This is a genomic window from Candidatus Limnocylindrales bacterium, assembly GCA_035559535.1.
Classification (GTDB): domain Bacteria; phylum Moduliflexota; class Moduliflexia; order Moduliflexales; family JAUQPW01; genus JAUQPW01.
The window spans coordinates 213379-228021 of sequence record DATMBG010000051.1; the positions used below are offsets into that span (position 1 = coordinate 213379).

Sequence of the window (14643 nt, forward strand, 5' to 3'; positions counted from 1 at the left end):
AAATATGACCGAAAAAACTTTTACCCGTAGAGAAGTTTTAAAGCAGGGTGCAGCCGCCGTTGGTGCGGCCGCTTTTTCTGCCTGGACGCCTCGAAAAACGTGGGCAAAGCCCCAGATAACGGTTTGGACTATTGGTTTTTTCAATCCTAAAGCCGACGAAATTATTCAACAGCAGTTTGCCGAGTTTGCCAAGAAAGCCAATGCCGATGTAAACGTAGTTATCGTCCCAGGTCCTCAGATTACCCGTAAGTTACAAACGGCCGTAGAGGGAGGGGCTCCACCGGATCTCTCTATGATCTACGACTCGGATACCCAGTACTATCGATCTATCGGCCAGCTTCTGGAGGTTACCGACTTGGTCAATGAGATGAAGAAGGAGCCTGAGGGGCTCTTCCCTGCGGCTCTGGATACCGTAGAATACGAGGGAAAAGCCTTTGGAGTTCCCCTTACCATAAGCCCCTGGCCCCTGCACTGGCGAAAAGATCTCTTCGAACAGGCTAAATTGGAGTATCCCAAAGACATCTTTGAATTTGTCGAGGTCTGTAAAAAGCTCCAGAAACCACCTTATCTCTATGGGGCCGGATTCTGTTTGGGAAGAGCCCTGGATGGCGTAGACAACATCCAAAACATCCTTTGGCTTTTTGGGGGCTGGATGACCCAGGATGAGAAGACCTTGAGTATTGACTCCCCCGGCACCATAGAAGGGTTAAAATTCCTTAACAAAATGTATAATGAAGATAAAATCATTCCACCTGGAGCTATCAATTGGGATGATAGTGGAAATAACAAGGCCTATCAGTCCAGACAGGCTATCTTTATCTGTAACCCGACCAGTGTTTACTCTTATTTATCCATCAACGACCCCGATCTTATGAGTAAGACCGGACTTTCTCCCTTCCCACCGGGGCCAGCCGGATCCTTCAGTCTCATTGATGCCTGGGCCTATGGAGCTTTTACAAAAACCAAAGAACCGAATCTGGTAAAAGATGCCATGATGTGGATGATGCAACCCGATCGTTATGCCCGCCTTATTGAGGAAGCAGGTGGTCGGGCAGTACCTGTCTACCGGCGCTTGACAAAGGATGAGTTTTGGCAGCAACGCCCGGTATTTAGTGAATTTCTTAAAATGCCGGAATACGGATATAGAGTGACCGCCAAATCGCCTCCCACCCCAGCCACGGCAGAGGTCGTAGACTCTTACATCATCCCCGATATGGCCCAGGAGGTATTGGTACGAGGGGTAGATCCGGCTGAAGCTGCTAAGCGAGCCCAGGAACGAGCCCAGGCAATCTTTGATCGCCATTACAAGAGGGGATAGCACATATGCCCAAACGAGTCAAAAGTGCCATCGTTGATGTAGAAGATCTCTACGAAGGAATGGAAATCCTCTGTAGACCCTGTGGCTTTACCGGTTATTTAACTTTAAAGGAGGATTCCGGGGAGTATTTCATTGGGATAAAGGCTTTTCTGGAAATCGGAAGGGCCCTCCTTCGCTGCCCGGCTTGCGGCGCTGAAAATCTCTTAACCTATTGTGATGGAAAAAAAGGTCTTTACCGAGGCTGCAAAAACTTCATCCTGGGAGGAGGTACCTGCCAGGAGTGTGAGCAGAGTTGAATATTGGATAAAATAAGTTTACCGACCATCCTTTACGAGAAAAAACAGCGTGTGGCTCGAATTACCTTAAATCGGCCGGAAATTCTCAATGCCGCCAACCATCAATGGATCGAAGACCTTCATACGGTGGTCAATGTTGTAGCCTCTGACGGAGAGCTCCGAATCGTGGTCATTACCGGAGCTGGAAGGGCTTTTTGTACCGGTATCGATTTGAAGGATTTATCCACCGGGAAAATTGCCCTATCTTTTCATAACCTCTGGGAGCGTACCATGCGAATCCTGGAAACTATGGATAAGATTGTCATAGCCGGAATTAATGGGTATTGTCTGGGTGGTGGACTTCAATTGGCCCTGGCCTGCGATATTCGAGTCGCCAGCCAAACAGCTATCTTAGGACTTCCCGCCGTGAAAGAATGCCTGATTCCAGGATTGGCTACCTATCGTCTCCCCCGATTTGTCGGAATGGGCCGGGCCAAACGGTTAATCCTCACAGGAGAAAATATTACAGCCCTGGAAGCTGAAGCGATAGGTCTGGTGGATTGGGTGGTGCCCCCGGAAGAGTTTGAGGAAAAACTTCAAGCCATTATCCAAAAGTTCCTCAAATTCGCCACCAAAGCCGCCAGACTGGCCAAGATTCTGACCAGTCAGGCCTTTGACCTCTCCTATTCAGAATTTCTGGAGAAATACTTTGAGTTTCAAAAGATTGCCAGCGAATCGGAAGAACATCAAGAAGCCATGCGGGCGTATAGAGAAAAACGGGAGCCCAAATATTAGGAACCGGACTACGATCCCAAGAGCCCGGTTCTTCACTCTGTTGGTAAAGTCGGAAGAGTGAAGGAGGGTAGTTCACCTGTCAAGGCTTTTAAAAAGGCGATAAGATCCTTCTTTTCTTCATCGGTCAGATTTAACGGTTTCATGCGTTCCGATTTACCCGGCACCTCTCCCCCACCTTTGTTATAAAACTCGATAACTTCCTCCAGGGTTTTAAAAACTCCGTTGTGCATATAGGGGGGGGTTAAAGCCACATTCCGAAGCCCGGGGGTTTTGAATCGACCCCTATCCTCCTCTTTTTGGGTTATGCCAGACCGACCTGGATCTTTATCATCCGGTCCACGAGGCGGGACCCCGAGGTTGTGAAACTCGTCATCGGTGAAAAGAATCCCTTTGTGACATTGCACACAGGCCCCCTTCAGCAAAAAGACCCATAACCCTCTCTTCTCCGATTCGCTCAAAGCCGATTTATCTCCCCGGGCATAGCGATCAAAGGGAGAATTGGGGGTGGTCAAAGTCCGTTCAAAGGTCGCGATAGCCTTTGCCATATTCTCAGCGGTCACTTCTTCCGTCCCAAATACTTTGTGAAATTGTTCTTTATAACCCCGGAGTCGGGTTATCCCATCGCTTACGGCTAGTCCCATTTTGATCAGACTCAAAGCCTGGGCTTCTAAAGAAGGGAACCTCCCATCCCACATCTGAAGCTTATTATAAGCAGCGTTTAAGAGGGTCGGCGTATTTCGGGGGCCTTTGGCTCCAATATCGGTCGGATGATCGGTTGCATAAGCCTTTTCCGGAATATGGCAGGTCAAACAACTCGACTTTCCATCCGGTCCAAGGGAAAGTCGTCCATCAACAAAGAGCATTTTTCCCAGGGCAACCTTATCCGGGGTCCAGGGATTATCGGCCGGGACAGGTACTTCGGGAAGAGGCCCTAAATCACCCGGAAACCGAGAAAGTTTATCCAGCATTTCAATATCCGACCGGGAAACCTGAGCCTCTGTTACAGATAAGCTCAGGAATAGAAACCTCCCAACGAAGATCGCAATGGAGATCGTTAAGCCTTTTTTCATAATCTTTTCCCCAGGCATTTAAACTGCATAAAAGAGTATTTTCGCGATGCAGAAAATCCCGGTTTATTTTCCATGAATAGAAAGATAAAGAGCTATTTTAATGCTGGCCAGGGCAGCATAAGAAAGTTGGATTGACTTGAGGTGATCTTCAAGACCTTTAGCATTCTCATGAAGCTCTTTTGCTTTTTTAATGGAGTCTTTGGCGTTTGCCAGCTCTTTCATCACCCGGTCTTTAACGCCAGGTGCTGCCTTGGCTGCAAAGAATTCGGCTTCAGGAAGAGCTTTTTCTGCTGCACCATAAATATCCGGACATTCGTACGCGTAGGCAGTGCTTATCGTAACCAACCCAAAGAAGAACAGAACCGCAAAGGGAGTAAGTTTTTTCATTACGATATCTCCTCGAGACCTTCGTACGCATGGGACTATCGCCTGGGACGACAGGGAAATACGTACGGCTTTTTGTGTAACTGCATTTAAGTTAATTCAATCGATTGTCAAGAGCTTATCCGAAGAGTCTTGATCTTTCCAGGCTACGCGTTCAATAGGCGGATTTTCCTGGATAAACTCTACAGAGGAGGTCCTTGCAAGACTAGCTCCTCCCAGTGAAAATGATCTGAGGCAGCCTCCTCAGTTAATTTACACTGTCAAAAAGTGGCAGCCTCTTCAAAGAACTTGATATCTACTACATCCAAACCTTTTTCTCTGGCGCTGTTAGCTACTTTCTGGATCACCATCTTCCGGACAAAGGGAATGGGAATCCGACTTACCCGATGCACTACCTCTTCTGTACATCGAATATTGGTCCCTTCTAAGAAAGGCCCGTTGACCCGATCTATCTCGGTATGCTCGCAGGTCTCCGGGACCAGTTGCTGGAGCCGAAGCGAAACATAGTCCGTGATCCATTTTTTCAGGGTTTCTTCCCGGGAAGAGATTTTTTCTTCCTCCTTTTCCAGCTTCTGATGGATCTGGATCAATACCTCCTCTAACCGTTGGAGCCGATCTTCAATGGCTTGTAAACGACTTCCTACGTTCAGGTCTTCCATCAAGCTACTCCTTCCAACTATCCTGATGAATAAAAACCTCGGTTAACCTTACGGTTGCATTCATCTGGAAAAACTTGTATGAATTTAACTGAAGGGATCAGGTAATAACCTCGTCAAGCTATTCATTAATAATAAATAAGCTCATTTAGATATAAATTTTTTCCCTGAACTTGTCAAGAAAAAGGGGGCTTAAAACTTTTCACGAAATAAAATTTCTAAAATCTCACTTTGAGTTCTTTATTCCCCTTGACATTTGGGGGGAGAGAGTTATATGAAGAAACAGCCTTATCCCTGAGTATTTAGAGAGAAAAAGGAGAGAGATATGAAACGAGTTTACAGACTTTTAGGTTGGGGACTTTTTACAGGCTTTTTACTTTTCGGGGCCGATTGGAGCAAAATCAGCTCTGCGGATATAACTATTAAAAAGAAATCTCAAGAAAGTTTGCGCTCTTCAGAATCTCAAAGGGCTCCAACTTGGTCTAAATCTCGAAGGATTTCTCCCCAATCCGTAACGACGAAGAAATCTAAATCTGTTTTTAAAGAAGGTCAGATTTTATATGTCAAAACAGAGGCTGCAAATTTAAGGGCGAGCCCCGTAGAGAACCCCGGTAATATTATTGACAGGTTGGTTCGGGATACAAAGGTTACTTTTTTAAGGGGTGAAGGGAACTGGTCCCTGGTCCAACTGGAGGATGGCCGAATTGGATGGATCGCTTCATCCCTTTTGATCCCTAAAAAAATAAAACAAGAAGAGATCCAGACGACAGAAAAATCCCGACCTCAGAAGAAAGCCGAAGAAGTATCTAAACCCCCTTCGTTCTCCCCTCGAGGGGTATTTCCGGCTCCTTCTCCCTTCAAAGAGAAATCGGAGGAAGTACCTCCGGCACCTCCCCCCAAGCAGGTCTTAATCCCTCCTCAACCCAAAGTGGAATTTCCTGTTCAAACAGAAACCAAACCTTCCGGTCAACCCGATGTGGAATCTCCCATTCAAATAGAGACAAAATCTTCCGATCAACCCGATATGAAGCTCTCAAGAAAAGTCAGAACCCCTGAAGATATGGTCTTTATTCCGGCCGGAGAGGCTACCCTGGGAAGTAGTGAGGGGGAAATTAATAAAATTGCTCAGCGTCAGGGCGTCGACCCCTCTGAATTGGCCGATGAAAAGCCCCAACGTCAGGTCTTCCTCAAAGGCTTCTTTATGGATAAATACGAGGTAACCAATGCCCAATATAAAAAATTTGTCGATGCCACCGGGCATAAACCCCCTCGCCATTGGGAAGGAAATGTTTACCCGTCTCATAAAGCCGATCATCCGGTCGTTTATGTTTCCTGGGAAGATGCGGCAGCCTATTGTAAATGGGCGGGGAAACGGCTTCCTACGGCTGAAGAGTGGGAGAAAGCGGCCAGGGGATCTGAAGGATTTATCTATCCCTGGGGAAATGAGTATGGAGGAGAGAAAGTCAATCTGGTCAATGCCGGTCGAGGTGATACCTCTCCGGTGGACGAGTACCAAGGAGACGTAAGCCCCTACGGAGTTTACGATATGGGCGGTAATGTATCGGAGTGGACCCGTAGCTGGTATGACTCAGATCAAAATAGCTATACCCTCAAAGGAGGGTCCTGGTATACTGAACTCTATACAGCCCGTGGAGCCCATCGTAGCCCGGGTTTGCCCGAATATGAGTTAAATATCGTTGGATTTAGATGCGCCAAAGATCCCTAAAGGAAGAAGAATAAAAGGGTAGGTCACTTAGCCCCGGCTTTCTCCTATTTTAACTTATCCAGGTGCTCCTTTACCACCGGGTCCTGCGGGTTGGTTTGGAGGTATTTGCGGAAATACTCAAGGGCCTGATCCCGATACCTGGCTTCTCGTGTCTTTTGATAACGGATTTCAAAGAGTAAACCCAGATTAAAGATGGGAAAATCGCTCTTCTCCTGGATATGTAAAGCCTTTAGAAAGGCTGATTCGGCCTCGTCGAGTCGATCGGTCTCAGCAAAAACTACTCCGAGATTGTTATGGGCATGGGGATTTCCCGGTGCTTGCTCCAGTACCGCCCTGTAAGCTTCCTCGGCTTTTTTTAAAGCAATCCAATTGCCGCTTTTCTCTTCACCTCGCACCAGGAGATTCATCAAATCTAACTCCACCTCTTCCACATATGAGATGAGAAAATCATCCGGTTGCGTAGAACTCCAGTACTCTAGATGCCGGGCAATACCAAGCCCTAAACGAGCGGCAGAACTTTGAGGCAGAATCGAGAGAATGGATTCAAAAATAACTGAAGCCGTTTCATAATCTCCACGCTCCAGGGCTTTCACCCCATCCGGGAAAAGTTTGACAATTTCATGGGCCTTAATTCTAAAGATTTCCAGTTGTTCCAGTCGCTTAGATAAACTCGGATGAACTTCTGTCTGGCTTTCCGATCTGGCTCCCTGATCGGGAGTCTTTATCACATCCTGTTCGGCAGAAGTATCCAGCAGAAACTGATCCCCATAAGCCAGTTTAAGCTTCTCCAATAATCGAAGGGCCCCCGAGAATTTGTAACCTGTCCGGAGAGCATAAAGTACCCCAAACTGATCGGCTTCGATTTCCTTAGCCCTTTTGATATTCAGAAGGTAAGGTGAAAGGACTTCGTTCAATTCCATAATTAACCGGGATCTTTCCAGGAAATCTGAAGCGTCCAGATTCTCAAGGATTTTTCGGACATGCCGGGTCTCTTCCTCACTATTTAGTTTATAATCTGCGTAATGGCGGAGTGCGACATGGGCAACTTCGTGCCCTATTACAAAGGCAATTTCATCATCTCCCTCACAAAAATACTCCAGCAAACCCTGGGTGAGATAAATATACCCTCCGGGAAGGGAGAAAGCCTGGGGGCGTAAAACTCCCCGGATCACCCTAAAGGTGTAGTCTAAATTGGGACGCTCGGAAACTCGGACGATACGCTCTCCAATTTCTACAACTTTTGGATTCACCACTACTTCGTACCCCTTACTCCTCAAGGTATTTTCAACTTTTACAGCCGTTGCCTTTCCGGCTATTTTCTCCTCAAAAACGCTCAAGACGATCAGCTTTTTACCTTCTGAATCCATTCCCTCCTGGGATAATGGCAGGTCTATAGCCCCTATCGAGGTTTGAAAGAACCCAAAGAATAAGTCAAGGAGCACGAAAACAAGAAAACTCTTCGCTAACTTGCCTCTATAAATTCTCCTCATTTCCAATCCCCCACCAGGACAAAGGGAGCCCAGAAAAAAGGATGCGATAAGGATAAATCCTTGACTGTTCTTCTCCCATGGGTTATGTGCTGTCCCATGACCATCAAAGAAGCTTGGCGCAACGCTTCTGCCCGGGTTTTTGTTTTAAGGTTTTGATAAAACTGGTACATCAAAATCGGAGTTGCAAAATCGCTAACCCTCCAGAGACTGGATAAAACAGTCGGAACTCCGGCATACATAAAGGCTCGATTAAAAGCTATAATCTCATCCCCGGATACCAGAGTTTCCATCTCCTGGGAAGTAGAATCTTGAGGTAAAGAGGTCTCGCAGCCACTCAGGGTTACTAAATTCGCTTTTAAGCTCAATCCCAAGACCTGACTGACATAGAATCTCCCATCTCCTGGATCCTCAGAAGCCAGTTCCAGGTAAGATAGCAAAGGTTTTTCCTTGTCATAGACACTATGGGTAGCCAAGTGGAGGATCTGATACGATGGGGAAAGTTTCATAAACCGTTCCTTTGAAGCCTCGGAACCTTGATAAAGAGTTACCTGTGAAAAAACCCTGGATAGGGACTTAAGTTCAGCTTCTGCACCCGGTAAGTTTCCATAGGGATTTCCCATGGCTAATAACTCACCTGGTACAGGATATCGTTTATTTTCCAGGTTTTTTTCTCGAAGCAACGGCAACAGACTCAACGAAGGAAGATAAAACACGGCATAGTCCTGGATAAGGTATCTCTGATTCTTAAGGGCTGCAAAGGGTATAAAATTCAGGATTTCATGGGGAACAATCCCAAGCACCTTCTTCCCTGCCAGAACTTCTTCAACAGGAGCTATCAGAGCTTCATGAAGTTTCTTAGCAGGGTCTACAAAATCCCGAGAGGGCCCTCCCTCTGCCCTCCCCGCGGGCGGAGAGATTCGGGCCTTCACCGAAGAACGAAAAGCCAGAACCTCCCGGGTCATTATCTCTCGGCTGATGGGAACTTCTCGATAAACCAGCCGCTCCTTCGTTACCACCCAGATATAAATCTTTTCTTCGTCTAAAAAGTACTCTATGATGGCTACCTCTGGATCTAGTAAGGCTCTGGCTTTGGTCATCATCTCTCTAAGCTCTTCAGCCTTGACACTTTTTAGATGAGCATAATCCGGTTGCGTCAATTGAATCCGAATCCATAATTCCTCATATCGGTTTTTAGCAGATTCCAGTTCCTCTTTGAGTTCCAGGAGTTGTCGATTCAGATAACTCTCGGATTTCAAGTTTCGCGTCTCGGAGGAATCCTTAGAACCCGGTGGATTAAAGCGATAGGCCGGATCACTTTTACTTGAAACCTCATTCAAAGGGGTATCTAAACCTGTAGAGCCGGACTCTAGGAGACTGGATTGAGAGAGAAGATTAATTTGTCGATGTAAAAAGCGAATTTCGGCAAAAAGTTCCTGTTCTTCTACCAGGAGTGGACTTCCCTCTTTTATTTTAAGGGAAGGTCCGCTTAAGAGCGTTTCTAAGAAGGTTCTGGCTCGAAATCTTTCCAGGTAAAATAAAGCTTCTTCCACCTTACCTCTTCTCAGAAGCAGGCGGATGGTATCCCTATAAAGATTCGATTTCTGTTGTGTATATAAACGCCGAATATCTGCTTCCTCCAGATTAGCCCGTAGACTTTCTACCTGATTGATGGCATCTAAAAAATTCTGCAGGGCCATTTCTTCTTGGCCCATTCTTCCATAGACAAGCCCAAGCCGGTGAAGTAAATGCGCTTCTATATGAAGACGATTTTCCCGCCGTGCAAGCTCCAGCCCCTTCTTATAAGCGCTCAGGCTTTTCTCCCAGTCTCCGATCAACCCATAACCATCTCCCATATATCCCCAGGTTTCCATAACTCCCTGTGAATAGTCCGTCCCTTCGTAAAGAGTCAGGGCTTTTTCAAAATTTTCCAAAGCTGCTGCGCCTTCCCCTTGATCTTGTGAAATTAATCCCATCCCCTGTTGAAGGTCTCCTTCGAGTAAAGGCAATGTGAAAGGTAGATCGGTTCCCAGGTGCTTCAATTCTCTGACGAGCTCAAGCCCTTCTTGAAGAAAATTTTTTGCCTTAACCCAATCCTTTTCCTTTCGATATAAAAGAGCCAGATTTTTGAGGGTTATAACCAGCCCGATCTTATCCTGGATTTCCCGTCGAAGCGTTAAGGAAGACCGATAATAAGTCTCGGCTCGATTTAAATCCCCTAATTCATTAAATAAGTCCCCCATATTGCTCAGGGTTACTGCCTCACCTTGTTTATTTCCTATTTTTTGATAAAGATGCAAAGCCTCCCAATATTGCTCCAAAGCCCTGGAATAGTCCCCCAGACCGGCATAAGCAAGTCCAAGATTGACCCGGGCATTACCCTCTCCATAGACATCACCTTGTTGTTGTTTTATCTCCAAAGAACGACGTTGATTCTTTATAGATTCAGTCAGGTTTCCTAAGAAAAGCTGGGTAAGGCCAAGATTTCCCAGGGCAAAGGCCATCTTATCAGTGCGTTGAAGGGTTTTATAGATCTCCAGGGCTTCTTGTTGGACTTTCAAAGCGTCCCGGAGTCTTCCCAAGTTCACATAGATAGCGCTTAGATTCATCCGGGAGTCCGCAATACCTTCAGGATCTCCTAACTCCTCCATAAGGGCTAAGGCTTGATGTTGAGCCTCCAGGGATTTTTTTAACTCTCCAAGGTTTCGATAGACTACCCCGATTCGTCTCAAAGCGATGGCTTTCTCTCTGGTTTTACCTAGCCGATTATAAAGTTCCAGGGCTTTAAATTGAAATTCCAGGGAAGTTTGGATTTGCCCCAAGCGTCGGTAGATGACCCCCAACTCGCTCAAGGTTTCGGCTTCCAGAAACAACTGACCCTCTTTATGAAAGAGATCCAGAGCCTGGTTATAAGTATCCCGTGCTTCCTGGAGTTTGCCGGCCCTGACCAACTGTTTTACCTGGTTAAAATATTCAAGTCCAGGACTCTCTCCCCCTAACCGGCTGAAATTTCCCTCTTCACCCGGCGCAACCGCTATCCACTCTATGGTTACCAATAATAACAGTCCTATAAAATTGAATCGCCGAGTTTTAGGTTGGAGGCCTGTCAAGGGTATCAACATCCCCTTTATCCGAACCCGCCGATCCCCAAGTAGGAGTCGAATCTCTCCTCCCCTAGAAGGGATTTAGAAAATTTTTCCGGCAGGCTTCAAGCAGGGACAAAAAGGTTATTCCACAAAGAGAGGAGTTTTCCAAGTAAGTAAGTTAAAATTGTTTATTGACACTTTTTCCGGTTCGGTATATCCTGACCTATACCTGGTATATTTATTGCTTATAAATTTATAACGATATTTTATGCACCACTGTATAACACGTTAGTCTGAACATCTAGAATTCTAAAATTCCCCACCGCGCTAGTTTTCATGGGATGGGGTAACGCAAAGAACTGTGAAAGTCTCGTCTACTCTTTGTTTTTAGCTAAAACCCGGAAGTAAGAAAACACGGTTCCAGACAAAAACGGAATGTATCATTTTTTACCAAATTTTAAACGCAGGCTACTCCAGGTCTTCCCTTCAGCTCCCCGAGGAGTAGACCTGGAATATCTTGCGATTTTACAGATCCTTCCGAGGGTTTAGCAAAACTGCATGCAAAGGTATGACCCGGATAAATAGGAATTTTATAAACGCAGGTTAACGTTTGTAAGTTCATACAAGATTTCTGTTCCCGATGCAAGAAAAATATGTAGGAAATCTTGTGGAATTAGTGATCTATTGAATTCTTATTAAAAGTAAGAAATATAAAAAAAGGTGAATTTTTCTATCCAGCCCATTTAGCGGCATTATTTTCAATTTCCAGATAAATGAGGGGGTATCTTCACCCAGAGCTTACAAGGATTTCCCTTTTTTATAAGATGTGAGGGAGTTATTGTAAGAAACTCTTTGCACCTACTTAGAACTTTCCAGAAGGTAATAAAAGAGTAGGCTCTGTGAAGAAGCCATCCTGAAAATGAACCTTATACCACTTATTAATCTCTGGTTGGGCTTTCCGTTTTATATAAAATTCTTAGGAGTAATAGGCATTTATAGCGTTATTTGTTTTTTGACCTATCAAATCGGGCGGATAAATATTCAGATAGCTCAACAGATTCCCCTTAGGGAAGGGGCTTTAAGAGTTCATCTGGCTAATGTAGGTATTCTCCTTCTATCTGCCGTGGCAGGTTCTTTGGGATTAGCCTTGGGTCCACTTCTTACCTCTTTTCCTTACAACTTTCAGTATGCGATCAGCTTAGTTCTAACGGGTCTTTTTAGTTTCTGCACCGTCTATAGTATGGGAGCTTTTCAACCTGGTATCCGGGGAACTCGGGTTTTCGAAACCACTTACCTGAGGAGGGTAGTGGAACTTCCCATTATCTTTTTCAAGGCCTTATATCAATTAGTAAATCGAGTCCTTCATGCAATTTTGGCTCCTGGTCAGGACCTTTGGGGACTTTTTATCGGGGTGAGCCTTTTGGTATTACTCCCCTATGGTTTTGTATCTGGAGAGGTATTTCTGAAAATTGTATGTTTAACCTTAGGGGGTATGGGACTCACCCTATCCTTTTCAGAAAGTCTCACGAAGCTCTTTAACCACTCTTTTTTCCCAGAGTCTGTCATACATAAACACCGGGTGTTACAACTGATACTCGGGGCAGCGGGTTTTTTCTTAAGTATTCTGGTCTCAGAGGTCTCATTTGTTCTGACGCTTCAGTCTTATTATCTAATGGTAAGTGGGATAGCCGGTTTTTTTATAGGAATAGGAGTAGGTATTCCCCTCACCGAGACCCGGTTTTACCAGCAGCAACTAAGTCGAGAGCAGGAGCGACAAAGACACATTGAAAAATCCGATGTGGAGAAATTACTCGCCAGAATCCCTCGGCATATAGAGGATTATCGTCGACTAATTTCTTCTCATCCTGATACTTCTGCCCATTCCCTTTTGACAGAGTTAGAGGAAAATTTTCAAGCCTTAAAGACGGAATTTCTCTCCCAGCCAACTTCTTATCAGAACCTCAAGGAGAGGTCTATTCGACTGGAAAATCGATTAAAAGTTCTGATTCGAGAGGTTTACCAGGGTCACATTGCCGGAGGAGGAAAGCCTGCTCCATCGGTTGTGAACTCCTCTACCCGGACCAGGCAGTATGAACCGAAGGTCCAGCACGAAAATGCCAGAGAACCACAGGAACAACCATCTGGAAGGACGTTTACCCCACAGACCCAGATAGGGCAGAAAAGTTCCCAGGGAGAGTCCGAGATTTCTAAGGAAGCCCTTCAGCAGATCCTTTCAACGACCCGGATGCTGATCGATGAACTTAAAATCAAAAATGCAGGTGGAGGAGCCGTCTTGAGTAACACCTTAGCCCTGGAGGCCCGGTTAAACGGCTTACAACGGAAGTTAGAAGGACGACGGGTCGCCCTAGCTACAGCCTATATGGAAGCCTCCAAGCTTAAAGAAACGGTAGAAATGCTTAGCTATGCTGTGGCGAGTGAAGAATCCGCCGAAGTCATAAAACCACTGACCGAGGCAGAATGCCGTGAGATCCTCAATGTAAAGGTAGGGGCGAGTAAAGAAGAGATTAAAAAAGCTTATAAAGAGCTGGCCAAGCTCTACCATCCGGATAAGTTTGTTAATAGCCCACCGGAAATGAAGGAAAAGGCCGATAAAGCATTTAAGAAAATTAACGAGGCCTATCAATTCCTCATGGGTCAACCGGAATAATTAAGAATCTACAAAGGGGGTTCATCCAAAGAATCCTTAAGAAGGTTTCAAACTTTGAGATTCTGGGGGGACCCCTAATGGATAATATTTTACCTTGTATCGGCTTCTGATTATTGAACAGAACCCAGAAAGTTATCGACAAATAATCCAGAAGGAGATTCCGGACCTGGAAATTTATTTTTTAGAGGACGTAAAGAAGGATCCAGGTCTTCTGTCAACTCTGGACATTTTTCTGGCCGGAAAAGTGGATGGAAAGTTTCCGGAGGATCTTTTGAAGCAGGCTTATAGAGTCCAATGGATCCAATCAACTCTGGCTGGGGTGGATCATATTATAAGATCCCCCTTTTTAAGGGATGAGATCCTTTTAACGAGAGTTGGCGGTGTTTTTGGAAGGTTTATGGCCGAGTATGTGTTGGGATATCTACTTTATCTGGTTCTTCGAATTGCCCAGGTAGTAGAAAATCAAAAAAAGGCTCATTGGGAGCCTTTTATGCCTGGGACCCTGGAGGGTCGGGTTCTGGGAATTCTGGGTCTGGGAGAAATCGGCAGCGAGATTGCACGAAGAGCTAAAGGGTTTGGCATGAAAGTTATAGGCTTGAAGCGAACCGCCGGGCATTATCCTTATGTGGATCGGTTATTTCTGGAATCCCAGCTACCGGAATTTTTGCCCCAGGTAGATTTTCTGGTTATTACCGTCCCCTTGACTCCCAAAACCCAGGGTATGATCAAGGCCCATGAGTTAAGGTTAATGAAACGAGAAGCTTACCTGATCAATATTGCGCGGGGTGCAGTTGTTCAAGAAGAGGATCTTATCCGGGCTTTAGAAGAAAATTGGATCGCCGGAGCAATTCTGGACGTCTTCGAGCATGAACCTCTTCCCAAAGAGAGTCGGCTCTGGAGCCTGAAAAATGTTATTATAACACCACACATTTCGGGACCGGATGACCCGGCCCGTGTCAGTCAAATCTTCTGTGATAACTACCGCCGCTTTCTTGCCAAAGAACCCCTTCGATACCTGGTAGATAAACATCGTGGCTATTGATGTTTTAAACCTTATTGTGGTATAACCCCGAACCCTATTTAAATTTTTTATTGACATTGCAAACCTGACAAGTGTATTAAGATAGGAATCGTAATGGGTAAATCCTAAAGGAATAGGGGCGAAGGGATCTGATAGG

General features: G+C 45.6%; 11 protein-coding genes. 6 read left to right on the forward strand and 5 right to left on the reverse strand.

Going from position 1 to position 14643, the window contains the following annotated elements:
* Window positions 1–4: 4 nt before the first annotated feature.
* Genes VNM22_19445 through VNM22_19455 form a run of 3 tightly spaced genes read left to right on the forward strand, consistent with a single transcriptional unit; the run spans window position 5 to window position 2388 of the window.
* Window positions 5–1318: a sugar ABC transporter substrate-binding protein gene (locus VNM22_19445; protein HWP49341.1), complete on the forward strand. Its 1314-nt coding sequence runs from the start codon at window positions 5–7 to the stop codon at window positions 1316–1318.
* 5 nt (window positions 1319–1323) lie between these two features.
* On the forward strand, window positions 1324–1614 hold the full coding sequence (locus VNM22_19450) for a hypothetical protein (protein HWP49342.1): 291 nt from the start codon (window positions 1324–1326) through the stop codon (window positions 1612–1614).
* 3 nt (window positions 1615–1617) lie between these two features.
* A complete protein-coding gene (locus VNM22_19455; GenBank protein ID HWP49343.1) occupies window positions 1618–2388 on the forward strand; it encodes an enoyl-CoA hydratase/isomerase family protein in 771 nt (256 codons plus the stop codon).
* Window positions 2389–2420: 32 nt separating this feature from the next.
* On the opposite strand, the gene VNM22_19460 is transcribed toward VNM22_19455, so the two are convergent.
* The 3 genes from VNM22_19460 to VNM22_19470 form a co-directional block, all read right to left on the reverse strand.
* On the reverse strand, window positions 2421–3458 hold the full coding sequence (locus VNM22_19460; protein ID HWP49344.1) for a cytochrome c peroxidase: 1038 nt from the start codon (window positions 3456–3458) through the stop codon (window positions 2421–2423).
* A 63-nt stretch (window positions 3459–3521) separates the two neighbouring features.
* A complete protein-coding gene (locus VNM22_19465; GenBank protein HWP49345.1) occupies window positions 3522–3845 on the reverse strand; it encodes a hypothetical protein in 324 nt (107 codons plus the stop codon).
* Between the two features lie 257 nt (window positions 3846–4102).
* Window positions 4103–4501 (reverse strand): PCP reductase family protein, encoded by a 399-nt coding sequence (locus VNM22_19470; GenBank protein ID HWP49346.1) that lies wholly within the window; start codon window positions 4499–4501, stop codon window positions 4103–4105.
* 322 nt (window positions 4502–4823) lie between these two features.
* Between VNM22_19470 and VNM22_19475 the strand changes: the two genes are divergently transcribed.
* Window positions 4824–6224 (forward strand): SUMF1/EgtB/PvdO family nonheme iron enzyme, encoded by a 1401-nt coding sequence (locus VNM22_19475; protein ID HWP49347.1) that lies wholly within the window; start codon window positions 4824–4826, stop codon window positions 6222–6224.
* Window positions 6225–6268: 44 nt separating this feature from the next.
* On the opposite strand, the gene VNM22_19480 is transcribed toward VNM22_19475, so the two are convergent.
* A complete protein-coding gene (locus VNM22_19480) occupies window positions 6269–7591 on the reverse strand; it encodes a M48 family metalloprotease (protein HWP49348.1) in 1323 nt (440 codons plus the stop codon).
* Between the two features lie 119 nt (window positions 7592–7710).
* Window positions 7711–10833, reverse strand: a complete 3123-nt coding sequence (locus VNM22_19485) for a CHAT domain-containing protein (GenBank protein HWP49349.1) — start codon at window positions 10831–10833, stop codon at window positions 7711–7713.
* Window positions 10834–11716: 883 nt separating this feature from the next.
* Between VNM22_19485 and VNM22_19490 the strand changes: the two genes are divergently transcribed.
* Both VNM22_19490 and VNM22_19495 read left to right on the forward strand, forming a co-directional pair.
* Window positions 11717–13465, forward strand: coding sequence for a DnaJ domain-containing protein (locus VNM22_19490; GenBank protein HWP49350.1), 1749 nt, complete (start codon window positions 11717–11719; stop codon window positions 13463–13465).
* Between the two features lie 94 nt (window positions 13466–13559).
* Window positions 13560–14507, forward strand: coding sequence for a D-2-hydroxyacid dehydrogenase (locus VNM22_19495; GenBank protein ID HWP49351.1), 948 nt, complete (start codon window positions 13560–13562; stop codon window positions 14505–14507).
* Window positions 14508–14643 lie beyond the last annotated feature (136 nt).